This window comes from Chryseobacterium ginsenosidimutans (assembly GCF_039536845.1).
GTDB classification, from domain to species: domain Bacteria; phylum Bacteroidota; class Bacteroidia; order Flavobacteriales; family Weeksellaceae; genus Chryseobacterium; species Chryseobacterium ginsenosidimutans_B.
Map to the genome: position 1 here is coordinate 379,943 of NZ_BAAAZJ010000003.1, position 24,893 is coordinate 404,835.

General features: G+C 34.7%; 22 protein-coding genes. 9 read left to right on the plus strand and 13 right to left on the minus strand.

Annotation, left to right across the window (positions count from 1 at the left end):
• Window positions 1–29 precede the first annotated feature (29 nt).
• On the plus strand, window positions 30–230 hold the full coding sequence (locus ABD745_RS01745; protein ID WP_344824240.1) for a bacteriocin-like protein: 201 nt from the start codon (window positions 30–32) through the stop codon (window positions 228–230).
• Window positions 231–290: 60 nt separating this feature from the next.
• On the opposite strand, the gene nadA is transcribed toward ABD745_RS01745, so the two are convergent.
• The 3 genes from nadA to ABD745_RS01760 all read right to left on the minus strand — a co-directional run bounded on the left by nadA (window position 291) and on the right by ABD745_RS01760 (window position 2,918).
• Entirely contained in the window at window positions 291–1,310 is a 1,020-nt protein-coding gene (gene nadA / locus ABD745_RS01750; protein ID WP_344824242.1) for a quinolinate synthase NadA, read from the minus strand.
• A 105-nt stretch (window positions 1,311–1,415) separates the two neighbouring features.
• Window positions 1,416–1,982, minus strand: a complete 567-nt coding sequence (gmk, locus tag ABD745_RS01755; protein WP_344824245.1) for a guanylate kinase — start codon at window positions 1,980–1,982, stop codon at window positions 1,416–1,418.
• 78 nt (window positions 1,983–2,060) lie between these two features.
• Entirely contained in the window at window positions 2,061–2,918 is an 858-nt protein-coding gene (locus ABD745_RS01760; protein WP_344824250.1) for a YicC/YloC family endoribonuclease, read from the minus strand.
• A 227-nt stretch (window positions 2,919–3,145) separates the two neighbouring features.
• Here ABD745_RS01760 and miaA point away from each other — a divergent pair, with 227 nt between their 5' ends.
• A complete protein-coding gene (miaA, locus tag ABD745_RS01765) occupies window positions 3,146–4,066 on the plus strand; it encodes a tRNA (adenosine(37)-N6)-dimethylallyltransferase MiaA (protein WP_344824253.1) in 921 nt (306 codons plus the stop codon).
• A 292-nt stretch (window positions 4,067–4,358) separates the two neighbouring features.
• On the opposite strand, the gene ABD745_RS01770 is transcribed toward miaA, so the two are convergent.
• The 4 genes from ABD745_RS01770 to ABD745_RS01785 all read right to left on the minus strand — a co-directional run bounded on the left by ABD745_RS01770 (window position 4,359) and on the right by ABD745_RS01785 (window position 11,273).
• Complete coding sequence (locus ABD745_RS01770; protein WP_344824256.1) at window positions 4,359–5,771, minus strand: efflux transporter outer membrane subunit; 1,413 nt, start codon at window positions 5,769–5,771, stop codon at window positions 4,359–4,361.
• A 152-nt stretch (window positions 5,772–5,923) separates the two neighbouring features.
• The gene (locus tag ABD745_RS01775; RefSeq protein ID WP_344824259.1) at window positions 5,924–9,106 is read right to left on the minus strand and encodes an efflux RND transporter permease subunit; all 3,183 of its coding nucleotides are present in this window, start codon (window positions 9,104–9,106) and stop codon (window positions 5,924–5,926) included.
• Window positions 9,107–9,146: 40 nt separating this feature from the next.
• Window positions 9,147–10,307, minus strand: coding sequence for an efflux RND transporter periplasmic adaptor subunit (locus ABD745_RS01780; RefSeq protein ID WP_047399522.1), 1,161 nt, complete (start codon window positions 10,305–10,307; stop codon window positions 9,147–9,149).
• A 369-nt stretch (window positions 10,308–10,676) separates the two neighbouring features.
• Window positions 10,677–11,273, minus strand: a complete 597-nt coding sequence (locus ABD745_RS01785; RefSeq protein WP_344824265.1) for a TetR/AcrR family transcriptional regulator — start codon at window positions 11,271–11,273, stop codon at window positions 10,677–10,679.
• Between the two features lie 153 nt (window positions 11,274–11,426).
• On the opposite strand from ABD745_RS01785, the gene ABD745_RS01790 reads away from it, so the two are divergent.
• Window positions 11,427–11,981, plus strand: a complete 555-nt coding sequence (locus ABD745_RS01790) for a redoxin family protein (RefSeq protein WP_047399524.1) — start codon at window positions 11,427–11,429, stop codon at window positions 11,979–11,981.
• Window positions 11,982–12,494: 513 nt separating this feature from the next.
• On the opposite strand, the gene ABD745_RS01795 is transcribed toward ABD745_RS01790, so the two are convergent.
• Window positions 12,495–13,400 (minus strand): AraC family transcriptional regulator, encoded by a 906-nt coding sequence (locus ABD745_RS01795; RefSeq protein ID WP_344824270.1) that lies wholly within the window; start codon window positions 13,398–13,400, stop codon window positions 12,495–12,497.
• Window positions 13,401–13,522: 122 nt separating this feature from the next.
• Here ABD745_RS01795 and ABD745_RS01800 point away from each other — a divergent pair, with 122 nt between their 5' ends.
• The 3 genes from ABD745_RS01800 to ABD745_RS01810 are packed head-to-tail and all read left to right on the plus strand — an operon-like array spanning window position 13,523 to window position 18,699.
• Window positions 13,523–14,752 (plus strand): MFS transporter, encoded by a 1,230-nt coding sequence (locus tag ABD745_RS01800; protein ID WP_344824273.1) that lies wholly within the window; start codon window positions 13,523–13,525, stop codon window positions 14,750–14,752.
• 2 nt (window positions 14,753–14,754) lie between these two features.
• Window positions 14,755–16,233 carry a trehalase family glycosidase gene (locus tag ABD745_RS01805; RefSeq protein ID WP_344824276.1) on the plus strand — a complete coding sequence of 493 codons (1,479 nt, stop codon included), beginning with the start codon at window positions 14,755–14,757 and terminating at the stop codon, window positions 16,231–16,233.
• 27 nt (window positions 16,234–16,260) lie between these two features.
• Window positions 16,261–18,699, plus strand: a complete 2,439-nt coding sequence (locus ABD745_RS01810) for a TonB-dependent receptor (RefSeq protein WP_344824279.1) — start codon at window positions 16,261–16,263, stop codon at window positions 18,697–18,699.
• A 203-nt stretch (window positions 18,700–18,902) separates the two neighbouring features.
• Here the strand turns inward: ABD745_RS01810 and ABD745_RS01815 are convergent, their stop codons facing one another.
• Complete coding sequence (locus ABD745_RS01815) at window positions 18,903–19,541, minus strand: MBL fold metallo-hydrolase (RefSeq protein ID WP_344824281.1); 639 nt, start codon at window positions 19,539–19,541, stop codon at window positions 18,903–18,905.
• A gap of 265 nt (window positions 19,542–19,806) precedes the next feature.
• Between ABD745_RS01815 and ABD745_RS01820 the strand changes: the two genes are divergently transcribed.
• Window positions 19,807–21,018: a type IX secretion system plug protein gene (locus ABD745_RS01820; protein ID WP_344824284.1), complete on the plus strand. Its 1,212-nt coding sequence runs from the start codon at window positions 19,807–19,809 to the stop codon at window positions 21,016–21,018.
• 250 nt (window positions 21,019–21,268) lie between these two features.
• Here ABD745_RS01820 and ABD745_RS01825 read toward each other — a convergent pair whose 3' ends face one another.
• The 3 genes from ABD745_RS01825 to ABD745_RS01835 form a co-directional block, all read right to left on the minus strand.
• Entirely contained in the window at window positions 21,269–21,517 is a 249-nt protein-coding gene (locus tag ABD745_RS01825) for a hypothetical protein (protein WP_047399533.1), read from the minus strand.
• Window positions 21,518–21,748: a hypothetical protein gene (locus ABD745_RS01830; protein ID WP_344824288.1), complete on the minus strand. Its 231-nt coding sequence runs from the start codon at window positions 21,746–21,748 to the stop codon at window positions 21,518–21,520. It abuts the gene before it with no gap.
• A gap of 406 nt (window positions 21,749–22,154) precedes the next feature.
• On the minus strand, window positions 22,155–22,550 hold the full coding sequence (locus ABD745_RS01835; protein WP_344824291.1) for a helix-turn-helix domain-containing protein: 396 nt from the start codon (window positions 22,548–22,550) through the stop codon (window positions 22,155–22,157).
• 167 nt (window positions 22,551–22,717) lie between these two features.
• Between ABD745_RS01835 and ABD745_RS01840 the strand changes: the two genes are divergently transcribed.
• Window positions 22,718–22,924 carry a hypothetical protein gene (locus tag ABD745_RS01840; RefSeq protein ID WP_344824294.1) on the plus strand — a complete coding sequence of 69 codons (207 nt, stop codon included), beginning with the start codon at window positions 22,718–22,720 and terminating at the stop codon, window positions 22,922–22,924.
• 64 nt (window positions 22,925–22,988) lie between these two features.
• Window positions 22,989–23,795: a GLPGLI family protein gene (locus ABD745_RS01845; protein WP_344824297.1), complete on the plus strand. Its 807-nt coding sequence runs from the start codon at window positions 22,989–22,991 to the stop codon at window positions 23,793–23,795.
• A 75-nt stretch (window positions 23,796–23,870) separates the two neighbouring features.
• Here ABD745_RS01845 and hemH read toward each other — a convergent pair whose 3' ends face one another.
• Window positions 23,871–24,893: a ferrochelatase gene (gene hemH / locus ABD745_RS01850; RefSeq protein WP_344824300.1), complete on the minus strand. Its 1,023-nt coding sequence runs from the start codon at window positions 24,891–24,893 to the stop codon at window positions 23,871–23,873.

The window sequence follows — 24,893 nt, forward strand, 5'->3', positions numbered from 1 at the left end:
AAAATGTTAACCAAATAAATTAAAATACTATGAAAAATCTAAAGAAATTAAACAGAGAAGATCTTCAGCAAGTAAACGGAGCTGCCAAAAATTGTAATGGATGTCCTGTAAATGCTACTTTTGGTGATGGAGAAGGATTTACAGCTTCATGTGCATCATATTGGGCATTGCCTGAACATTGCAGAATGTGTGTACTGGTAAGTATGGATTGTTTTGAACAGATCCAATAAGAATAAATATTTTAACGAAATTAAGAAAAACAAAAGCACTGTTTTTACAGTGCTTTTCATTTATTTTATGCTTTTTGAAAGATCAAGCATTGCCTCAATGGGTTTCAAAGCTCTTAAACGAAGATCTTCGTCGATAAGAATCTCTGGAAGTTCATATTTCATACATAAGTACAATTTTTCCATTGTATTACGCTTCATGTAGAAACATTCTGAACAATTACAGCTTTCGTCAAAAACCAAAGCCGGAATCAATTCTTTATGAGGAGCACGCTTTCTCATTTCGTGAAGAATTCCTTCCTCTGTTGCGATGATAAATCTCTGACAATCATCTTGCTCCACATAATTCAATAGAGCAGAAGTTGAACCGATAAAGTGAGCCAGTTTCAGTACAGATTCTTCACTTTCAGGGTGTGCGATCAGTTTTGCATCAGGATTTTCTGCCAATTGTTTTGCAATTCTCTCCATTGAAAATGCTTCGTGAACGATACAGCTTCCATCCCAAAGAATCATATCACGACCTGTTTTTTGAGATAAATATCTTCCTAAATTTTTATCCGGAGCGAAAATAATCGGTCTGTCTTTCGGAAGAGCTTCAATTACCGTTTCAGCGTTTGAACTGGTTACGATAATATCACTTTCTGCTTTGGTTTCAGCATTACAGTTGATGTAGGTTGCAATCAAAGCATTCGGATGCTGTTCACGCATTTTTCTCAACCCTTCTCCTGAACAACCGTCTGCCAAAGAACATCCTGCCATCGTATCAGGAAGAACAACTTTTTTTGTTGGGTTAAGGATTTTTGCTGCCTCTGCCATGAAATGTACTCCGCAGAATACGATCATGTCTGCATTGGTATCTTTTGCCTGTCTCGCCAATTGCAGAGAATCTCCCAGAAAATCAGCAATATCCTGAATTTCTCCAGGTTGGTAATAATGCGCTAAAATAACCGCATTTTTCTCTTCTTTCAATTTAAGAATTGCCTTTACAAGCTCTTCTCCTTGAGGAATCGCTATATCTTTTATATCTAAAAATCCCCTAACAGGAATCGCAGATTTAGCTTTTTCTAATGTTTCGGTACTCATATCCACCTCAATGTTTTTGATTATAGAAGTTAGATTTTAGAAACTAGAAGTTAGATTTTCTCCAGAATTAATCCGCATTTTTTACTAACTTCTAATCCCTAACTTCTAGTTTCTTTCTATAAATTTTTTTATTAAACTTTCTATTTCTTTTTTTGCAATATCCAAATCGGAATTAATCACGATTTTATCAAATTCTTTCGCATAAGACATTTCTTCTTCTGCCTTTTCTACACGGGTTTTGATAGTTTCTGCATCATCTGTGTTTCTTGAAATCAATCTTCGTTCCAATTCTTCAATGGAAGGCGGTTCGATGAAAATTGACAAAGCTTTTTCTCCAAAATATTTCTTTAAGGAAATTCCGCCTTTTACATCAACATCGAAAATTACTACTTTTCCCTGGTTCCAGATCTTTTCAACTTCAGATTTTAAAGTACCGTAATATTTATCAGTATACACTTCTTCAAATTCTACAAAAGCATCTTCCGAAATTTTTTGTCTGAATTCATCAGGACTCAAAAAATGATAATCCACAGCATGAACTTCACTTCCTCTCGGCTGTCTCGTTGTACACGAAATTGAAAACTGAAGTTCATTAAATACTTCCAGAGAATGCTTTACTAATGTAGTTTTCCCGCTTCCGGACGGCGCTGAAAATATGATAACTTTATTCATATTGTTGTTGGTTAATAGTTTTCGGTTGATAGTTAAAAAAAAATTCCAACAACTATCAACTAAATTCCATCAACTAAATTATAATACGTTTAACGTCTGTTCTTTAATTTTTTCCAAATCATCTTTCATCATGACTACCAGTTTCTGGATTTCTGCATGATTGGCTTTTGAACCTAATGTATTGATTTCACGACCGATTTCCTGAGAAATAAAACCTAGTTTTTTCCCATTGAAATCTTCATTATCCATTACTTCTTTATAATATTTCAAATGCTGAGAAAGTCTTACTTTTTCCTCGGAAATATCCAATTTTTCCGTGAAATAAGCCATTTCCTGATAGAAACGTGTTTCATCAACATTTTCAAATTCTTTTAAAGTTTTTTGATAACGCTCTTTTACACTATTAATTCTTTCCTCTTCATATGGAATTACCTCAGAAAGGTTTTTATCAATATTCTGAATATTTCTTTCTAATTCCTCATGTAAAATTTTACCTTCCGTTGTTCTGAACTCCATAAAGCGGTCAACGGCATTTTGAACGATACCTGCCAAAGTTTCCCATTCGCCTTCGCAGATTTCGTCCGGTCTTGATGTAATGGCATCAGGAAGTCTTACTGCCATTTTCAGATATTCGAAATCGGGTCCGTCTGCAGCGACTTCACGAAGTTGATTCATATAAGAATCGATCAAAGCTTTATTGATTTTTACGTCGTTCGTCTCCTCAAGATTTTCTATATTGATGTAGCAGTCTACTTTTCCACGAATTATTCTATCATTAAGAATTTTTCTGATTTCAAATTCTTTTTCTTTATACCTCAAAGGAATTTTGATATTTAAATCAAAGCTTTTACTGTTCAATGATTTAATATCTATAGTAATTTTTTTTCCTTCGAAAAGACCTTCGGCTCTACCAAAGCCTGTCATTGATAAAATCATAGTTTTTTATTGTCGTACAAAGATAAACATTTAAGTGTATGTGTTCTCAATATATTCAATTTTAACCGCAAAAGTCACAAAAGAAACACTTGAAAATATTTAGTTTTCAAAAGGGCAAAAAGTTTACGTTCTGCTTTTTTGAACTTTTAAATATCTAAAATTAAAGAAAGTCTTTTGTGACTTTTGCGGTTAAAAAAATAAAAAATCAATTTTCGTAAATTAGCGCTGTGAAAAAGAAAAATTTGATTTCTGTTGTAGGACCCACCGGAATTGGAAAAACGAGATTGGCAATTGATTTGGCGAAACATTTCAATACGGAAATTGTTTCCTGTGATTCGCGCCAGTTTTTTAATGAAATGAAAATCGGAACCGCTTCACCGTCGCAGGAAGAATTGGCAGAAGCAAATCATCATTTTATAGGAAATCTTTCGGTCGAAGAGTATTATTCTATCGGACAATATGAGGAGGATGCATTAAAAAAACTCACTGAACTTTTTAAAAAATATGGAACCGTCATTTTGGTCGGCGGAAGCATGATGTATGAAAAAGCGGTGATTGAGGGTTTGAATGATCTGCCGGAAGCCAATGATGAAAATCAGAAGAAATTACAGGAAATTCTGGATAATGAAGGAATTGGAAAACTTCAGGAAATGTTGAAAGAACTCGATCCGGAATATTTTGCTGTAGTAGATTTTCATAACCACAGAAGGCTTTTACGTGCCATTGATGTTATTTGGCAGACCAATAAAAAATATTCTGAATTAATTGCTGTTTCACAAGATTCCAGAGATTTTAACGTGATCCGAATCGGAATTGAAGCTCCAAGAGAAGAATTGTATGACCGAATCAATAGGAGAGTGGATATAATGATGGAGAAAGGTTTGTTGGATGAAGCAAAAGGTTTAGAAAAATTTAAACATTTAACGGCTTTGAATACGGTTGGTTATGCTGAACTTTTCAAATATTTTGATGGAGAATGGGATTTGGATTTTGCCGTTTCTGAAATCAAAAAAAACAGCAGAAGATACGCAAAACGACAATTGACGTGGTATCGAAAAGCGGGGGATATTCATTATTTGCAGTTGGGATATTCTCAGGAGGATTTTGATGGGTTGATTGGGTATATTGATGAGCAATTTCAAAAGTAAAATATTACGCACCCTTTGTCATTCCGTAGGAATCTCGCCAAGAGTATGGCAAAAAAATAAATATCTACAAATATAGCTTAGATTCTACGCTCCACTGCGTTTCGCTCTGAATGACAAACTTTGTGGATAATTTTTACAGCATTTTTGTCATTCTGACGAAGGAAGAATCTCATCATGGTTTATAGATTCTTCACTTCACTTTATTACATTCAGAATGACAGCAAGTAATAAATTTAAAACAAAAAATGCGATCCCGAAAGACCGCATTCCATTAACAATATAATTAAATTTACTACTTCCAACCGCCACCTAAAGCTCGGTATAGATCTACAATACTGCTTAATCTCTGTCTTTTTACAGATGCAAGATTCAGTTCAGCCTGTAAAGAATTTCCCTGAGCTGTAATCACTTCTAAGTAATTTGCCATTCCGCCTTTATAAAGCATTTCGGCGCTTTTGATTCCATTTTTTAAGGTTGTTACCTGTTCTGTTGCTTTTTGTTCCTGAACTTTTAAACTTTCATTAGAAACCAATGCATCAGAAACTTCGCCCACAGCATTCAAAACAGATTGACGGAAAGCCAAAACGTTTTTCTCTCTTTGGATTTTAGCAACATTTAGATCTGTTTTCAATTGTCTTTTCTGGAAAATAGGCTGAGTCAATCCACCCAAAACAGAACCGAATAATGAAGCCGGAATCTGGAACCAGTTATCAATTTTAAATGAATTTACTCCTCCGTTTGCTGTAATCTTCAATGAAGGATACATATTTGCCTGAGCAATTCCCACTATTGAATTAGATTCCAACAAAACCAATTCCTGCTGACGAACATCCGGACGACGACTTACCATTGCCGCAGGAAGTCCCGCAGAAATATCCTGTGGTAAAGAAGTGTCGGACATTTCAATTGTTCTGTCAACTTTATTTGGATTTTCACCCACCAAAATACTCAATGCATTTTCCTGAATTGCGATATTTTGTTCCAATTGAGTAATCAAAAGTTCAGTCGATTGCTTTTGAGCTGTAGCTTGCTGAACTCCCAAAGAAGTTGTATCACCGCTTTGCCACAATTTTTCTGTAAGAGAAAGGGTATTGGTGCTTAGTTCTAAGTTTGATTTTGCAATCTGTAATTGTTTATCAAGCATCAATAAATTATAATATCCCTGAGCAATCGCTGCAACAACCTGTGTCTGAATTGCTTTTGTAGCCTCATAAGTTTGCAGATACTGCATCTTTGAAACTTCCTGCTGATTTTTAATTTTCCCCCAAATATCGGCTTCCCAGGAAAGATTGAAAGCTGCATTATAATCTTCAACATAGCTTTTTCCTAAAAATAGATTCAAGCTCTGTCCGTTCATGCTGTTTTTTGAAGGTTTTGAAATCTGTGCTGAAACTCCGAAACCAACATCAGGATATTGAAGGTATTTTGCCTGTTTCAGTTTTTCCTGTGAAGAAGCAACCTGTTTTAAAGCAATCTGTAAATCGTAATTGTTTTTAATTCCTTTTTCGATTAAATTTTGCAGGATCGGATCGCTGAAAAACTGTCTCCATTCCAAATTCGCTACGCTTGCTGTATCTGCAGTTGCAGTATATTTGAACGTTTCGGGAAGTTCAAGCTCGGGTTCTTTGTATGCCAGTTTTGACACGCAAGAGACCGAACCTAAAGCGAGTCCAAAAGCGATGATGATATTTATTATTCTTTTCATAATTTTTAAATATGACTTTTAATTGACTACAAAACTTTGAGAAATTGTTTACGCAAAGACGTCTTTAGTAGGAGAAAATACTTTGCTTTTTTATGATATAGTTTGAATAGTTGCTTCTCTATTTTATCTCAAAGTTTTGTAAATCATTTTTATTAATGAGCAGTTGCTAAAAGTTCTGCCTCCAATTTTTGTTTTTGAAGTCTTTTGTTCTTTCTGCTCGGCATTTTTTCATGTAAATACTGGAAGATCACAAACATTACAGGAATAATGAAAATCCCGAATACAACACCAGTGAACATTCCTCCCACTGTACTGATACCGATAGAGTGGTTACCTTTTGCAGCCGCACCTTGAGACCAGACTAATGGAAGCATACCTACGATGAAGGCAAATGATGTCATTAAAATCGGTCTTAAACGTAGTCTTGAAGCCTGAAGGGCAGATTCAAGTAATGTTCTTCCTGCTTTTCTTCTCTGTACAGCAAATTCTACAATCAGAATCGCGTTTTTCGCTAATAATCCGACGAGCATGATCAATCCGACCTGAACGTAAATATTATTATCAATTCCGGCTAATCCCGTGAAAGCAAATACTCCGAAAATCCCTGTAGGAATCGTTAAAATAACGGCAAACGGAAGAATATAACTTTCATATTGAGCTGCCAGTAAGAAATACACAAATAAGATACTTAATGCAAAGATGAAAGTAGTCTGTCCACCAGTTTTAATTTCTTCACGGGTAATTCCTGTCCATTCGTATCCAAAACCTCTTGGAAGTGATTTCTGAGCAGTCTCTTCTACCGCTTTAATTGCATCTCCGGTACTGTAACCGGGTTTTGGAGTTCCGTTAATCGTAACAGCGTTGAATAAGTTGTTTCTAGTCACTGTTTCAGGCCCGAAAGTTCTTTTTAAAGTAACTAATGTTTTTACAGGAACCATTTCGCCAGATTTATTTTTAACATAAATACCTTCCAAAGAATTCGCATCTGTACGATAAGGAATATCTGCCTGAGCCATTACTCTGTAGTACTTTCCAAATCTGTTAAAGTCGGAAACGAAACTACTTCCGTAATAGATCTGCATCGTCTGCATCAATTCTGTAATAGAAACTCCTAGCTGATTGGCTTTATCAGAATCTACATCAATCGTATATTGTGGATTTCCTGCTGCATACGTTGTAAAGGCAAACGCAATTTCCGGACGTTTCATTAATTCTCCGATGAATGCCTGAGTGGTTGTTCCTAATTGTTCGAAAGAGCCGTTGGTTTTATCCTGAAGCATAAATTCGAAACCGGAAACGTTACCAAATCCCTGAATGGTGGGGAAGTTAAAGAAGAATGCATTCGCATCTTTCACTTGCGCAACTTTTCCTGTTAATGCTGCTGCAATCTGATCGGGATCTTTCATTTCGCCACGTTGCTCATAATCTTTAAGCTTAATAAAACCTGCAGAATATGGAGAAGCGTTGGCGTTACTGATGAAGTTCAGACCGTCTGCAACCCAAAGGTGGTTTTTAGCTTTTTCACCGTTGATGATTTGATCAATCTGTTCTGTTGCTTTGTGTGTTCTGTCTAATGAACTTCCCGGAGGAGTGTTTACAGCATACAAAATGAAACCTTGGTCTTCTGTCGGAATAAATCCTGACGGAGCTTTTTTAATCAAGAAAACACTTGAAGCAATAAGAAGGGCTAAACCACCGATTGCGACCCATTTATTTTTAATTAAAAATTTAAGGCTATAGATGTATTTTCTGGTCATGTTATCAAAACTTGCATTGAAAGCATTGAAAAATCTTGCTCCAAAACCTGTTTTCTTCCCATGGTCACCTTGTTCTCCCTGAGGATCATTCAGGAACATTGCACATAAAGCCGGGCTTAATGTTAATGCGTTAACTGCAGAAATCAGAATCGCAATTACCAATGTAAAGGCAAACTGTCTGTAGAAAACTCCTGCAGGACCCTGCATGAAACCAACCGGAATAAATACGGCACACATTACCAATGTAATAGAGATAATCGCTCCGGAAATTTCACTCATTGAGCTCATTGTAGCATGCTCCACAGGCATTCCTGTACGTTCCATTTTGGAATGGACGGCTTCTACTACTACAATCGCATCGTCCACTACAATACCAATGGCGAGTACTAATGCGAACAATGTCAACATATTAATACTGAATCCAAACAACTGAAGGAAGAAGAATGTACCGATAATCGCAACCGGAACGGCAATCGCAGGAATTAATGTAGATCTGAAATCCTGAAGGAAAATAAATACTACAATAAATACCAAAACAAACGCAATTACTAAAGTCTCAACTACCTGATGAATTGATGCATCTAAGAAATCCTTAGAATTATACATGATGATCGGTTCAACCCCTTTTGGAAGAGATGCTTTCATCTGTTCAACCTGTTTTTCAATTTCAGTTAAGATTTCATTCGCATTTGAACCTGCAGTTTGAAGGATGGCAAATCCGGCAACGGGCTTACCATCCACTCTGTTAGCTGCTGTGTATGTATAAGAACCGAATTCTACTCTTGCTACATCTTTCAGTCTTAAGAAAGAACCGTCGCTGTTCGCTTTGATGGCAATGTTTTCATAGTCTTCGTTTTTATTTAATTTACCTTTATATTTTAGAATATATTCGTAAGTTTCCTTACTTCCTTGTCCAAGACGACCGGGAGCAGCTTCTAAGTTGTGATCTTTTACTGCTGCCAAAACTTCCTGTGGAGAAAGATTGTTGGCTGCTAATCTGTCCGGTTTCAGCCAAAGTCTCATTGAGTAATCTCTCGTTCCGAAAACCTGCGCCTGAGCAACCCCGGGAATACGCTGGATTTGTGGAATAACGTTGATTTTCAAATAATTCTGAAGGAAAAGTTCGTCATATTGTTTTGGGTCATCACTTGATAATCCCATAAACATAATCATACTGTTCTGAACCTTCTGTGTCGAAATTCCCGCCTGTACAACTTCCTGTGGAAGCTGGCTCATCGCTTTTGATACACGGTTTTGAACGTTTACGGCTGCATTATCTGCATCTGATCCTTGTTTGAAAAATACACTCAAGGTCATTGTTCCGTCGTTACTGGAATTTGAGGTCATGTAAGTCATGTTCTCAACTCCATTTACCGCTTCTTCAATAGGCGTTGCTACCGAACGGGCCACAACTTCCGCATTCGCTCCCGGATAAAATGCTGTCACCTGAACACTCGGCGGAGCAATATCCGGAAAGAGGGCGATGGGTAAATTAAAGAGGGACAATGCCCCCAATAATAAAAGTATTATGGAGATGACCGTTGAAAGTACCGGTCTTTCTATAAATTGTTTTAACATAAGAAGTTTATTTTTTTAGTCTTCTGTTTTCTGAAAAGAGTTATAACGGTTTTGCTTTAAGCAAACTGTCAGAAGAAATCGGTTTCGCTTTGATAGAAGCGCCATCTTTTAAGCTGCCCAATCCTACATAAACTATTTTTTCTCCCGGCTGTAAACCTTCAGAGATGAAGTAATAATTTTCAGTTTTTCCTGAGATTTTGATAGGCTTGCTGGTTACCTTCTGGTCTTTTCCGACAACATAAACGTAAGTTTTATCCTGAATTTCGAAAGTAGATTCCTGTGGAATTATCACAGCATTTGACATTAGCTGAGGCATGCGGACACGTCCTGTGTTCCCTGTTCTCAATGTTCCGTTTGGATTTGGGAAAACTGCACGAACGCTGATTGCGCCTGTTGTTTTATCAAATTGCCCGTCAACAATAGTCATTTTACCTTTTTGAGGATAGATGCTGTTGTCAGCGATCACCAATTCTACCATTGGCATATCTTTTAATTTCTCTTCTAAAGTTGCTCCCTGATATTTATTTTGAAAAGCAATAAAATCAAGTTCACTTAAAGAAAAGTAGGCGTAAATTTCGCTGATGTCTGACAATAAAGTCAATGGATTAGGATCTGTTCTTGAAATCAGACTTCCTTTTTTATAAGGAATTCTACCAATATATCCGCTTACCGGAGCTGTGATCGTTGTAAATCCTACATTGATTTTAGCCCCACCAACAGAAGCTTTCGCCTGTGAAGCGGCTGCCACTGCAGCTGCATAATTTGCTTTTGCAGTTCTTAGCTGTACATCAGAAACTACTTTTGCAGCTACAAGAGGTTCCAGTCTGTCAACTTCTACCTTTGCTTTCTGAATATTTGCGTTGGCAACCTGTAAATTAGCATTTGCCATATTCATCTGCTCTCCGTAAGCTCTTGAATCTATTTTAAATAAAGGTTGTCCGGCTCTTACATAAGCGCCTTCTTCCACATAAATTCTATCTAAATAACCGTCTACCTGCGATCTGATTTCCACATTGTTTTTTCCTTCCAAAGCGGTTGGAAATTCCTGATATGTTGTAGCTGGAGACGAAATTACTGTATAAACAGGCAGTTCTGGAGTTGGAGGAGCCATATTTGCTCCTTCAGCCGCCTTTGTGCAGTTTTGTAAAAGGATAATACTTGATATAAGTACGATAAACCTTATTTTTCCAGGTATTTTCATTTTGATTTAAGTTTTTTAATGAAGTGTTAGATTAAGTAATAATGTTTTGATTTAAATCCTGTTATATTTCCTAACGGTGTTAATGATTAGTTCAAAAAAAATTTACAGAATTTTAATACTCGATTTTAGATCGGCGTTTCCATAATTGAATTGTTTTTAATGTTGGTTTAAGTATAATTAAGATGAGGTGTAATGTATGTTATTTTTACTAACGGCGTTAAGTGGGAAGATAAAAAAATGCTTCTTTCTATTTCATTTTCAAAATTTTACATAATTGTTTTTAATTTTTTAATTCCGTTTTAAATGAATAATTTAAATTAGTAAAGCGTTAATATTCCTAACGGTGTTAATTTTTAGTTCAAAAAAAATTTACAAAGACTTAACGAAAGCAGAAACTGTTTCATCCAAAGTCGTTTTGTTCATCGTAGAAGGAATATCGTCGTTACGCATCATCATGATCGAGATCAATCCATGCACTGCTGAAAATAGTGCGTGAGACATATGACATGCGTTTTCCGGTTTCGATCCGTTTCTCTTAATAATTTTATACGTGCAATCGTAGAGCATATCCTGAAACGACGAAAATTCTTCTTTCATCATTCCTTTGCCGCTACATTGCATTCCCAATCCGAACATCAGCTGATAATACTCTTTGTTTTTAAATGCAAACTTCCAGTAAGCATCAACAATAGCCTTCAGTTGGTCTTCCGGATTGTCGTGTTCTCTCTGAGCTTTCAACAATTCTATGTGTAAACAATGGAACCCATTCAACGAAATTTCGTATAAAATAGCTTCCTTGTTTTCAAAATGATCGTAAACTACCGGTGCGCTGTACTCAATAGCATCGGCAATTTTTCTCATGGAAAGTGAAGCCCACCCTTCGGTTTTAGCCAAAGAAAAAGCTGCGTCCAAAATATTGGCACGTATTGATTCTTTTTCTCTTTGGCGACGTTCATGTAAACCCATGATTTTTATTTACTAACAGTGTTAGCAAAACTACAAACTTTTGAATATATCTTCCAAATATTATTTAAACTTTAACTTTTAACGCAAGTTTATAAAATCCTGAATACACGATTAATAAAAGAAATATTTATCTTTGTGGATAAATAAAAAAATATGGACACTCCCTCAAATATGATAGAATTGGGTACAAAAGCACCGTTTTTTGAGCTTCCAAACCCATCAAAAACTAACGAAATTCAGTCACTAGATGACCTGAAAGGAGAAAAAGGAACATTGGTGATCTTTATGTGCAACCATTGTCCGTTCGTTCTTCATGCCATTGATAAGTTGAATGAACTGTATGAAGATTATAATGAAAGAGGAATTGAATTTATCGGTATCAACTCGAATAATGTGGAAAAATACCCTGCAGATTCGCCGGAAAAAATGATCGAATTCCAGATCGAAAGAAATTTTGATTTTCCTTATTTATATGACGAAAGCCAGGCAATCGCAAAAGCTTATGACGCAGCTTGCACACCGGATTTCTTTTTCTTTGATGAAAAATTAGACCTTATTTACAGAGGACAAATGGATGATTCGAGACCTGGAAATCATAAGGATGTTACAGGTGAAGACTTGATTATTGCTTTCGAAAATCTTTTATTAGGTGAGCCACAGGAAGAAATTCAAAGACCGAGTATGGGTTGTAATATTAAGTGGAAATAATATGAAGTTGATAGTTGTGGATTGTTGGTTGACAGTTTGCAATTCGATATTATAAAAGCTGTTCTTTTGGAACAGCTTTTTTTGTTTATTAATTGATAACATGATGGTTGTAAAGTTATCAACAGTGTTTTCCACAGGGTTACCAACATTCATTTGTGGATAAATTGAAATATTCCATTTTAAAATCAAATAATCTAAGTTTTACAGTTTAATATTTTTTAAATTACTATTTTTAATTATTGAAAATCAGTGTCCTGATTATTTATTCATAAGTTATCCACAGTGTTTTATATGTTTATTAACATTTTATTGTGGATAAATCTCAATCCGTTTCATATTTACCCTAAAAATTAAATTTTGAGGATTACTATCAGGAGATTCATTTTTGTGGATTATTTATTTCTAAATATTAATTGTAATTATTTAATAATATGAAGGTTATTTATTATTTTAAAAGTTATCCACATATTTACAATGTTCATTATTGAGGATAATAGCTTCAATAAATATCATTTAAAAACCAACTTTAATTTTTGGTTCCTTTTCAACTTTTAGACCTATATTCACTTTATTATGTGAGAAATTCTTAATAAACTCAGATGGCGTTTTCTCCGTGTATTTTTTAAACATTCTGTTGAAATAAGTAACATTATTAAAACCACAGCTATAACTGCATTCTGAAATACTTTTATCCTGCGCCATCAATAAACATGCTTTGTTGATGCGATATCGGTTCACGAACTCCGTAAATGTAATCTGAGTTGCCTTTTTGAAAAAATTACAAAAAGCAGGTAACGTGAGATTTGCCAGCTTCGCTACATCTTCAATATCAATTTCATTATCGTAATTGTGTTCTACATAGGTGAAAATGTTTTCCAGACGCGTTTTATTTTTAGAAATGATTGTATAAGGCATGATTTCGTTATTCAAAAGTTCATAATCTTTAGATTTTGAAAGCTCAAATAAAATTTCCAACAGCAGTAAATATCTTTTATAGCCTTCGGATTCCAGCATTAGCTTTAGTTTTGGAATCATGGCTCTTTTTACTTTTCTGTGAAATTTAATGCCATATTTAGAAAGCTCCAACAAGTCTTTAATTGACCTCACTTCAACTTCCTGTTCTGGAAACTGCAAAATTTCCTGTTTGAATTGTAGAACAATTTCTTCATGCGGATCAATAGAATTCAATCCAAATCCGGAATGGGGAATATTGGAACCGATCAATACCAAATCGCCATTCGTATAATTGCTTTTGTGATAGCCGACATGTCGTGTTCCGCTCCCGGAAATCACGCAGACCAGCTCAATTTCGGGATGATAATGATACTCCCATTTGAATTCTGAAATAGGTGAGTTGTTGTGAATTGTGCGAAAAGAGCTCTTTTCATCGGGGATTACTCGTTCAAAGGTAACTTTCATTCAATTAATGATATTTTATCGACTAAAATAATAATTATATTAATATAGTTCAAATATTCATTTACTGTGTTAAATTAACGTTAACTAAAATGCTTCTATCTTAGCCACCAAGAAATTATTTAATGAAAAATTTCAACATAAAGGCGGTTCTATTTTTAAACTATTTCGTTTTTGCGATTCTTTTGAATTCGGTAGGAACGGTTATTTTACAAATGCAGCAGAATTTCGGAATTACAAAATCTTCTGCAAGCGTTTTGGAGGGGTTTAAAGATTTGCCGATTGCGATTTGCTCGTTTATTTTAGCATCATTTTTACCAAAAATCGGGATCAAAAACTCAATGTTGATTGCGTTATTTTTAGTGAGTTGCATGTGCTTTGTAATGCCGTTTGCCAATGACTTTTGGTTTTTCAAACTGCTGTTTACCATTGTTGGGATTTCTTTCGCTTTAATTAAAATTTCGGTCTTCACTTCCATCGGATTGGTGACGAATACAGATAAAGAGCATTCAAGTTTTATGGGTTATCTGGAAGGGTTTTTCATGATCGGCGTATTAATGGGAAATGTTTTATTCAGCTTATTTATTGATGACCACAATCCAAGATCAACCCATTGGCTGAATGTGTATTGGGTGTTGGGCGGACTTTCGGCATTGTCGTTTTTATTCTTATTCTTTACAAAACTGAATGAAAATGAAGCAAAAAGTGAGAAAACCGACTTATTAGGAGACTTAAAAAACAGCGTAAGTTTATTCAGTTACAAAAAAGTGCTGTTCTTTTTGTTGTGTGCTTTCCTTTTCGTTTTGGTGGAACAAAGTTTCCAAACCTGGACACCGACTTTTTATAAAGAAATTTTAAAAGTTCCGACCTCCATGAGTATTCAGGCGGGAGCTGTTTTGGCGGGAGCTTTTGCATTAGGAAGATTTTTATCGGGCTTTTTCTCGAAGAAATTCAGTTGGATTTATGTCGTTTCCTTTTGTGTTATTGGCTTTGCGATAAGTATTTTACTGGTTTTACCATTAACGCACAATACTCGTATTGATATCAATACAACCTGGTTAAACGCTCCGCTTGTAGTATATCTTTTTCCATTGATGGGAGGTTTGTTGGCACCAATTTATCCAAGTATTAATTCTGTGATTCTAGCATCAATCCCGAAATATTTACACAGTGCAATGTCTGGTTTAATTGTGGTTTTTTCTGCAATCGGAGGAACTATCGGATCGATTATTACGGGTTTTGTATTTCAGGAATTCAGTGGGCAGGAGGCGTTTTACCTTTCCTTGATTCCGCTTTCATTGTTGATCATTTCAGCAATTATTATGAACAAATTAAAAATAAATCCTAAAAAATAAAGATGAACAAACAGCTATATATAAACGAAATTCAGACTCTTTTTGATGATGTTCAAAGATCGGAGGTTTTTGAGGATCAGAAGATGATGACTGATGCGGTTCCGTTGTTTCCGGTTGATGAAATTAATGCAAAATATGAAAAAGAAAAATATGCGGAAGGATTTGATTTAAAAGAATTCGTACTGTCAAATTTTGACTTTTTAGGAGCTAAAGTTTCAATTCAGAGAGAGGATCATTTGCCTATCAATGAACATATTGAAAAGCTTTGGGATGAATTGACAAGAACGGCTTACGAAGAAAAAGGTACATTGTTAAAACTTCCAAAACCATACATCGTTCCCGGAGGTCGTTTCAATGAGTTTTTCTATTGGGACAGTTATTTTATTATGTTGGGCTTACAGGTTTCCGGAAGAGTGGAAATGATGGAAAATATTATTGAAAACTGTTCTTATTTAATTCAAACCATTGGATTTGTACCGAATGCGAGCCGAACTCATTTTCTAACCCGTTCCCAGCCTCCGTATTTTTCGTTGATGCTCGATTTACTTTTTGAGACAACAAAAGACGAAAATATTTACATTAAATATTTCGATACGCTAGAAAAAGAATATGTTTTTTGGATGAATGGTGAAAAAGATTTGGAAAACGGTTCAAGCAAAAATAGAGTAGTGAAAACTGTTGATGGAGATATTTTAAACAGATATTATGATGCGGAAAATGAACCGCGCCCTGAAAGTTATTTAATTGATATTAAAGACAGCGAAAATACAGGAGAAGAATTTTACAGGAATATACGAAGTGCCTGTGAATCGGGTTGGGATTTTTCCAGCAGATGGTTTGCAGACGGAGAAAATATACAGACTATTGAAACATTGAATCTTGCAGAAGTTGATCTAAACTGTCTTTTATGGCATTTGGAAAAAACATTGGCAAAATCTTCATCACTTCAAAATTTGTCTGAAAAAGAAAACTTTTATTCAGAAAGAGCGGCAAACAGAAGACAGATGATCGACAAATATTTCTGGGATGAAAATTCCGGAACTTATAAAGATTATCACACGAAAAAAAACACAACAACACCGTCTGAACATATTGCTGCTCTTTATCCTTTATTTCTTGGATTGGCAAGTGATGAACAAGCGAAATCTGTTGCTGAAAATATAGAAGAAAAGCTCTTATATCAAGGCGGATTGGTAACAACAACGAAAAAAACCGGACAACAGTGGGATCTTCCGAATGCTTGGGCGCCTTATCAATGGCTTGGTTTTCAATCTATGAAAAACTACGGATTTAATGATCTGGCTGAAAAAATTAAAAATAACTGGTGCGCAAATGTAGAAAGAGTCTACAACAACACCGGAAAATTAATGGAAAAATACAATGCTTTAGATATAGAAACTGTCGCAGGAGGAGGAGAGTATCCCAATCAGGACGGTTTCGGATGGACGAATGGCGTTTATCTTAAATTGAAAAATAATTAAAACTAACTATAAAAAATCAATATGGCTATGAAAAAAAAATCGATCTTTTTGCTTGCCGGGATTGCAACACTTTATTACAATAATGCATACGCTCAGGAAACTCCACAAGATTCCACGAGATCGGCGTCGATTGAACAAGTCGTAATTACGGGTAACTCGAATCCGAAAAAGAAAATAGAATCCAGTACGGCGATTTCTACCTTCAGCGCGAAAGAAATTCAGAAACAAAACCCGATCAGTGCGGCTGCTTTGTTACAGAGAGTTCCTGGTTTTGCAGTTGAAACTTCTGGTGGTGAAGTTGGAAATAACCTTTTTGCGAGAGGTATTCCTTCGGCGGGAGCTTATGAATTTGTACAGGTTCAGGAAGATGGTCTTCCGGTTTTTGAAGATGGAGCTTTGCAGTTTGCGAATGCGGATAATTTCTTCCGTGTAGATAATTCTGTGAGCAGATTGGAGGCTTTGAGAGGAGGTTCAGGATCTATTTTTGCAACCAATTCTCCTGGAGGTTTGATCAATTTTATTACAAAAGAAGGGTCAAATGATTTCAGAGGTACGGCAAAATTAGAAACAAGTACTTACGGATTGATGCGTACCGATGTGAATTTGGGCGGAGCTTTGGTTCAGGATAAATTGTTCTTTAATGTCGGAGGTTTTTACAGAACGGATGACGGAATCAGAAAAACTGGCTTTAAAGCTAATCAGGGCGGACAAATCAGAATGAATCTGAAATATGTTTTCGATAAAGGGTATGCTAAAGTTTATTATAAAAAACTGGACGACAGAAATACATTCTATCTTCCGATTCCTTTAGTGCAAAATGGAAATGATTTAAAAGAATTTTCAGGTTTTGATGCCAATTACGGAACGTACAGTTACAGGAATATCAGTCAGCTGAATATTCCACAAGCTGGAGGAGGATTTTTCAGCAGAAATTTAGAAGACGGAATTCATCCGAAAGTTGATGTTTTGGGTGCTGAATTTAAATATGATCTTGGAAATAATTTCTCAGTTTTAAATAAAACAAGATATACCAATATCAATATGAATTACACAGGGATCTTCCCTTCTGGAGGACCAACTTCTGCAGCTGACTTTGCACATAATAATGGAATTACAGGAAATAATTTCCAATATTCTTCGGTAAGTTCTGGAGCAATTATGAATCCTGCGTACGTTCAGAAATTAGGATTCTGGGCAATTGACAAGCAGATGAATAACTTCGTAAATGATTTACAGTTCAATTATAAATTTGATAAAGGAAATGTAACAGCTGGTTTTTATAAATCAAACTGGAAATCTCATCAAAACTGGAACTGGAGTAACGTTTTAGCTACGGCATCAGATCATCCTGAATTATTAAATTTAGTTGATACTTCTCTTACACCATCAAGTACAGGCTATTCTAAAACTTACAATGGAGTTACGGATATGTCTTTCCTGCTGAGAGATTCTCAGGTTCAGGGAAGTTTGAATGACCTTTATGCAAATTTAGATTACAACATTACAGATGATTTAAGTTTCAATGCAGGGATTCGTTACAGCCGTGATTTCTACAAAGGTTATGGGGTAAGTACAACAAATGGAAACCTGAATAATTCAGGGTTGACAACAGACGGAACTCACAGTTTCCTGACAACTACTGCAGATGATAATATGTCGGTGTTGGGGAATAAATATACTTATTGGAATTATGACGTAAACAGAGTTTCTTTTACTACAGCTTTGAATTATAAAATTAATTCAGAAAATGCGGTGTATGCTCGTTTTTCTAATGGTTTCAGATCTCCGAATGAAGAAGCGTATTATAATAATATGATGGATCTTTCGGCTATAAAACCTGTAACAACCAATCAGCTGGAAGTTGGATATAAATATTATTCAAGAGCTTTCGATATTGCTGTGATTCCTTTTTATTCCACTTTGAAGAATCTTTCATTTACGGATGTTTTCTCTGACGGAACTTCAGAAAATAAATTTGCAAATACGACCAATTACGGAGTAGAATTGGAAGGTTACGCAAGGTTGTTTAATAATTTATTGGAAATTACATTCAATGGAACGATTCAAAATCCTAAGTACAAGGATTTTACAGGAAGAAATGCAGATGGATCGACATTTAATTATGATGACAACATCGTAAGAAGAATGCCTAAGTTTTACTTCAATATCGCTCCTGCAGTGAATATTACAAAACAATGGAGAGCTTATGCAAGTGTAAATTATTATGGAAAACGTTTTCAGGATGAGAAAAATGCACAGACATTGCCTTCGTTCTCAGAATTCGGAGCGGGAACTTCTTATCAGTTAGGAAAAATTCGTTTTGCTGTTGACGGAACCAATATCTTTAATACAATTGGTATTACAGAAGGCGATCCAAGAGCAGGATCTCCATCAGGAGACGGAACTATTATGGCAAGACCAATTATGGGTGCAGCTGTAAGGGCTTCTATTACTTTGGACTTCTAAGTTAGTTTCTTCATAAAATTGATTAAACCGTCAGAAATTTTCTGACGGTTTTTGTTTTAAATAAATATTTCGACGGAGCTCAGCATGACGGTTCTAATGCCAATTTTTTTTACAGTCTTTTGCAGTAATGTCATGCTGATTTCTCGAAGCATCTCAATATTTTTAAAGATATTCAATCTCTTATCCCGAAACTCGAAAAGAGTCTATTTTAAAAACGGATTATATCCTTTCTCAAAACCAATAGTCGTTGGGTTTCCATGCCCTGAAAAAACCTGTGTTTCATCATCCAAAATAAAGAGTTTTGTTTTAATTCCTTCGATCAACTGTTCGTAATTTCCTTTGTAAAGATCAGTTCTTCCAATGCTTCCTTCAAATAAAACATCTCCTGAAATTATAAATTTCTGATTGTCGTTATGATAAACCACACTTCCCGGAGAATGTCCCGGAACATGATAAATTTTGAATTTTTCTCCGTCAAGATCTAGTTCATCGCCCTCATTTACAAATTTAATCTCAACGTTTACAGGATTGATCTGAAAACCGAATCTCATTCCGCTTGCCTGAAGCATATCCAGAACTTCTTTATCATCCTGGTGCATCGTCACAGGAACCTTAAACGTATCAAAAGCCCATTGTAATCCTAAAACATGGTCGATATGAGCATGAGTTAACAAGATTTTCTGGATTTTTAAATCATTTTCTGTGATGAAACTTTGAATGGCATTCGTTTCCTGTTCATTCATATTTCCCGGATCGATCAGCCAGGCATTTTTATTTTCATTGTAAAGAATGTAAGTATTTTCGCTCGCAAAATTGAATACGAAACCTTGAATCTGAAGCATATTCTGAATGTTTTTAATAGGACAAATTTAATCACAAAAGCTTTGGTTTGGAATTTTTTTAGTTGAAATGTTTAATTAACTGCAATGCTTCGACAAGTTCAGCAATGACATTTCTAATACTATTTGTTTTACTTGGGGTAATTTTAGCGGTGTCATGCTGAGATTCTCGAAGCATGTGTTTTTTATAAATTCAGCTTTAAGAAATTAATAAGTTAAAACATATTTATTGTAAAAAAAATCCCTGTTTTTTGTTATCTTCGTCATAATGAAAACTTTGCGAATATTTTTACTTTCTTTGAGCGGATTGGTTTTTGGACAAAACATCCAAAGCATTCAGCTGTTTAATCCTCAAACTAATGATGAGACACCTGTTATTAATTTTAGCCAACAATTGGTTTTAAGTTTTGATGATCTTACCAACGCAAGCGAAATTTACAGATATACCATTAAGCATTACAACAGGAATTGGGAAGATGATAATCTCTTCTTTACAGAAATTGCGAATGGAAGTTTAAACGGTTTATTAGATAAATTCCAGTATTCATTCAATACTTTGCAGCCTTATACACATTATACATTGACGTTTCCGAATGAAAAAATACAGCCAAAGATTTCAGGAAATTTTGAACTTATTGTTTATAAAGATTCAGCGGAAAAACCACTTTTTAAAAGAAGATTTTATCTGGTTGAGAATGCGGTAACTCTGGGTTTAAATATTTCGAGATTTGCGGATGCAAGAAATCCTGATGCGAATCAAAGAGTAGAAGTTCAGGCTGTTTCGAAAGGTGGGGATTTAACTTCAAATGTCAATTCTATGACATTGAATGTTATGCAAAATAATAATCCAAATGTTACGGTAAATAATTTAAAGCCAAGTGCCACACTTGGAAATCAGTTGCTTTTCCAGCAGACGAATTTGCTTTTCCCCGGGAATAATGAGTTTTATTATTTCGATAATAAAAATATGAACCTGGCTGCAGATATGGTTCGTGCAACAGAATTAAAGGAGGGGGTGAATCAGACTTATCTTCATCCGGTTTGGGCTTTTCCGCTTAATTATCAATATCAGCCGGACGTGAACGGAGCTTGGTATTATAGAAGAAATGATCTTGGAAACGAAAGAAATGCAGAGCGAGAAGCAGATTATTCCTGGGTATATTTTTCTTTGGATTCTGATCCTGTTGATAAAGAAATTTATGTTTTGGGAGGTTTTAATAATTTTAAACCAAGTAAAGAAAATCAGATGCAGTATGATGAGGTGTCAAAAAAATATGTGGCAAAAATTTATTTAAAACAGGGATTTTACAACTATATTTTAGCAACAAAAAATCCTGATGGAAGCTTAAATTTTGGAGAAGTGAATGGTAACTTTTGGCAAACGGAAAACCTTTATCAGGCATTTTTATATTATGCGCCGTTTGGTAGAAATTATGATGGCTTGATGGGATATGGTGAATTTAGAACACCTGTGAGATAGTCTTGAGTTTTAGCGTGGGAGAGGTTTTCTTCTTCTTACTATTGATAAATATAAGGATGCTTCGACAAGCTCAGCATAAATTTGCTGCTAAATAAGGCGGTTGATATTAGAGTTGTCATGCTGAGCTTGTCGAAGCATCTTTTATTATATGTTTCTCCTTTGCAGAAATGACAGAAAGAAAAAATTAAAATAAAAACCTTACAGAAAAATCCTGTAAGGTTTAATATAATAATAGTCTGGAAAATCGTGTTTAAATTTTGAAAATAGCAGTCACGAATAAGATTTCTTCATTTTCAAAAATATAATGAATATTGACAGGAAAGCTTTTCATTGTATTGATATTAATTTCCTGAGATTTTTCCGATTGCAGAGAAATTTCATTGATGGATTCTTTTAATTCTTCCAAAAAATCTATTCCTTTATTGTCTTTTTCTGCATCGAAAACCCGCATAAGCAGTCTTATGTCATTTTTTGCAATAGATGATAAAAGAACTTTCATTTAAGCGCAATACTTTTTCAGCTCCGAAATGTTTTCGTAAAAATCTAATTTCGTTTTAGGATTTTCGTTGTGAAACTGAATTCTGTATAAAATTTCATCCAAATAAAACTGTTGAATGACAGGTTTGTTTTTCACTTCAAAGCTTTCCATCATTTTTGCAAAAGCCTCCAGGATTTCCGGAGTGAAGGTTTCAATTTTTGTTTTTAAAATTTCGGCAGTTGCATTCATCATTTTAAAATTTTAAGGTTACTTGTGCTCTTTGATGGGGTAAAGGTATGAAAAATATTTAAATTTTAATATTTTATTTAAAAATAATAGGGGTGTTTTGTAAAATTTAATATTAATTTAAATTTCTTGCAGAGAATAAAGGGGGGGTGGTGTGAAAAAATATATTTTTAATTAGCTTGTTGAATGTCTCGCTGGAGCTCAGCACGACAACACTAAAAATATGCTGCTAAAAGAGAGTGGTAGTACTAGAGATGTTATGCTGGGCTCTGTCGAAGCATCTGTAAATAATGAATTCAATACAATTAAAAAAATAACCTCCGTTTCCGAAATTATGATGGATTGATGGGTAAGGTAGAGGAGGTGAGTTGTGAAATTGTAAGTATTTTTAAGCCTTAATTTGCATATAAATTTATTCTTTTGATAATTTTTTTAAAAATTCAATTTCTTTTTCCAATATTTCAATTCTATCTTCCTTTTTCTTGTTGTCCTCAATAATTTTCTTCAGTTCTTCAATAAAATTCTCGGGACACATATTTACGGTTCCGTGATTTTGACCATTTATCAAAGCCACTGTCGATTTTTCACCTGTTACATTATTATTAAAAACAGTATCATCTGTAAAATAAGAAAAATCTTTATCGAAAATTTTACAAATTTTATCCATCAATGCAAAATCTATTTTCTTAGAATTTTCACTTTCTATATTGTGCAACGTAGTTTGGGATACATCTAATAAATGCGCCAATTCTGTTTGGGACATTTTTCTTTCCTCACGAAGTTTGTATATTTTTCTTCCGACAGCCATTATTATAAATTATTTGTTTTCTAATTAAAGTTATTCATTTTCTAATAGGTAAATATAACAATTTACATTTATTTTGCTATCGGATAAAATAAAAACAATTAATCAAAAGTTAAGTAAAAGTTCTCGGCTTGGCTTTTTTTAAATTTGAGAACAAAAAGACATTTATTATGAAAAAAGTATTTATTATTGGCGCTGTCGTTATCGGAACACTTGCGAGCGCTTTTCCTTTCAGAACTTCTTGTGGATTGGTTTTTCAAGTTAATCCTCAAAATATGACACCAGAAGCTGTAAATTTTCAGTTAACTCAGCTTAATTTTAATGCTTGCGGAGTTTTTCCAACAAGAATTGTTTACTATATAAGTTCGGTTAATTAATAATTTAAAAGATAATGAAATTTAGGCTATCTTGGTCTCAGGATAGCCTTTCTTACTTACATTTATGAAAAAAAGAATATTATTTTTAATTCTCACCTTTTTTATTTTCTTTGCAAAAGCTCAAAAAAGTTTTTCTTCGGAATATGAGGCGGGATATACATTAGATTATAAGGTTTTTAATCTGCCCAATACAAAGAGCCAGCTCACCACCTTTATTCTGCTGATGAATGATAAAGAATCTTATTTTAAAAGTATGAATGTTCATGTAGGAGATTCTCTGAAATATTATAAAAAAATAAAAGAAACGGGAGATGGTCTTACAGATTACAAAACTTTTTCTAATTATCAAAGCGAATATCCTGAAAATATAGGTACTACTTCCGGAAATATATACGTAACAACTCCTATTTCCAGCGCGTTTGTTTCGTATGAAGAACCAAACAATGTAGAGTGGAAGCTGGTGAACGAATTTAAAAAAATTGGGAATGCCCAATGCCAGAAAGCGGTGACTACCAAATACGGAAGAAATTGGATAGCTTATTTCAACCCTAATATTCCGTTAAATTTCGGGCCTTATAAATTCAGTAAATTGCCTGGTCTTATTGTGGAATTGTATGATACTAAAGATGATTTTCATTACAAATTATACAGCTTCAAAAAAAGAAAAGGAGTTTGCAGGTTTGCCAATTCTTACAAAAACGTAAAACCTGTCAAGAAGGAAAAAGTCTATCAATGGAGAAAGGATTCTTTTCTGACAACTGATTATTCAGAAGTCTTAAAAGGAACAGATCCTGAAACCATTAAAGAACTCAGTAGAAGGATGAGAAAATCATATGATACATACAATCCTATTGAATTGAAAGTAGAATAGAAAAATCCTCAAGGTTTGAACTGAAAAAAATATTGACAAAAAAATAACCTCCATCACTGGAGGTTTTATATATTTTTAAACTAAATAAAATTCATTGAGCTTTTCTTCACACAAAGTTTTTACAACTTCAATCCATCGATCTTCATCATTAAGACATGGGATGTAATGGAAATTTTCTCCGCCTCCGTGTAAGAACTGTTCTTTTCCTTCCACAGAAATTTCTTCCAATGTTTCCAGGCAGTCTGAAACGAAAGCAGGACAAACGATCGCTAAGTTTTTTACGCCTTTTTTGCCAATGCTTTCAAGGGTTTCGTCTGTGTAAGGTTCCATCCATTTATCTTTTCCCAATCTCGATTGAAACGTTACCATTACCTTTTCTTTTGGTAGTCCTAATTTTTTAATTACCGAATTGGTAACATCAAAACATTGATGACGGTAACAAAACTGATGACTCGGGTTGCTTTCGCGGGAACAGCAATCGTTTAAATTGCATGTATTTGTAGGATCGGTTTTATAAATATGTCTTTCCGGAACTCCGTGATAAGAAAACTGTAAAGCATCAAAATTTTCAGGAAGTTTTTCCTTGATACTTTCTGCTAAGCAGTTAATATAAATATCTCTGTTATAAAAAGGTTGAATATAATTAATTTTTACATCCGGGAATTTTTCTTTTCTTACTTCTTCAGCTTTTTCGATCACAGTTTCCGTTGTACTCATCGCATATTGTGGATACAAAGGGAAAAGTACGATTTCAGTAACGCCTTTATCAACTAATTTCTGAATTCCCGCTTCAATACTCGGTTGAGCATATCTCATTCCGATTTCTACAGGAACATCAACCAGCTTTTGAAGTTTTTTCTGAATTATTTCGGTAATAACAATCAAAGGAGAGCCTTCATCCGTCCAAACCGTTTTATAAGCTTCGGCAGATTTTGCAGGTCTTGTATTCAAGATGATCCCACGAACCAACAGTGCACGGAAAATCCATCGGTAGTCGATTACTTTTTCATCCATCAAGAACTCGTCAAGATATTCTTTTACATCCTTTACTTCCGTAGATCTCGGCGATCCCAGATTTACTAATAGAATTCCCTTCAT

Coding starts and splice junctions, on each gene's coding strand:
- ABD745_RS01745 (WP_344824240.1), top strand. CDS start 30: ATGAAAAATCTAAAGAAATTAAACAGAGAAGATCTTCAGCAAGTAAAC.
- nadA (WP_344824242.1), bottom strand. CDS start 1,310: ATGAGTACCGAAACATTAGAAAAAGCTAAATCTGCGATTCCTGTTAGG.
- gmk (WP_344824245.1), bottom strand. CDS start 1,982: ATGAATAAAGTTATCATATTTTCAGCGCCGTCCGGAAGCGGGAAAACT.
- ABD745_RS01760 (WP_344824250.1), bottom strand. CDS start 2,918: ATGATTTTATCAATGACAGGCTTTGGTAGAGCCGAAGGTCTTTTCGAA.
- ABD745_RS01770 (WP_344824256.1), bottom strand. CDS start 5,771: ATGAAAAGAATAATAAATATCATCATCGCTTTTGGACTCGCTTTAGGT.
- ABD745_RS01775 (WP_344824259.1), bottom strand. CDS start 9,106: ATGTTAAAACAATTTATAGAAAGACCGGTACTTTCAACGGTCATCTCC.
- ABD745_RS01780 (WP_047399522.1), bottom strand. CDS start 10,307: ATGAAAATACCTGGAAAAATAAGGTTTATCGTACTTATATCAAGTATT.
- ABD745_RS01785 (WP_344824265.1), bottom strand. CDS start 11,273: ATGGGTTTACATGAACGTCGCCAAAGAGAAAAAGAATCAATACGTGCC.
- ABD745_RS01790 (WP_047399524.1), top strand. CDS start 11,427: ATGGACACTCCCTCAAATATGATAGAATTGGGTACAAAAGCACCGTTT.
- ABD745_RS01795 (WP_344824270.1), bottom strand. CDS start 13,400: ATGAAAGTTACCTTTGAACGAGTAATCCCCGATGAAAAGAGCTCTTTT.
- ABD745_RS01800 (WP_344824273.1), top strand. CDS start 13,523: ATGAAAAATTTCAACATAAAGGCGGTTCTATTTTTAAACTATTTCGTT.
- ABD745_RS01805 (WP_344824276.1), top strand. CDS start 14,755: ATGAACAAACAGCTATATATAAACGAAATTCAGACTCTTTTTGATGAT.
- ABD745_RS01810 (WP_344824279.1), top strand. CDS start 16,261: ATGAAAAAAAAATCGATCTTTTTGCTTGCCGGGATTGCAACACTTTAT.
- ABD745_RS01815 (WP_344824281.1), bottom strand. CDS start 19,541: ATGCTTCAGATTCAAGGTTTCGTATTCAATTTTGCGAGCGAAAATACT.
- ABD745_RS01820 (WP_344824284.1), top strand. CDS start 19,807: ATGAAAACTTTGCGAATATTTTTACTTTCTTTGAGCGGATTGGTTTTT.
- ABD745_RS01825 (WP_047399533.1), bottom strand. CDS start 21,517: ATGAAAGTTCTTTTATCATCTATTGCAAAAAATGACATAAGACTGCTT.
- ABD745_RS01830 (WP_344824288.1), bottom strand. CDS start 21,748: ATGATGAATGCAACTGCCGAAATTTTAAAAACAAAAATTGAAACCTTC.
- ABD745_RS01835 (WP_344824291.1), bottom strand. CDS start 22,550: ATGGCTGTCGGAAGAAAAATATACAAACTTCGTGAGGAAAGAAAAATG.
- ABD745_RS01840 (WP_344824294.1), top strand. CDS start 22,718: ATGAAAAAAGTATTTATTATTGGCGCTGTCGTTATCGGAACACTTGCG.
- ABD745_RS01845 (WP_344824297.1), top strand. CDS start 22,989: ATGAAAAAAAGAATATTATTTTTAATTCTCACCTTTTTTATTTTCTTT.
- hemH (WP_344824300.1), bottom strand. CDS start 24,893: ATGAAGGGAATTCTATTAGTAAATCTGGGATCGCCGAGATCTACGGAA.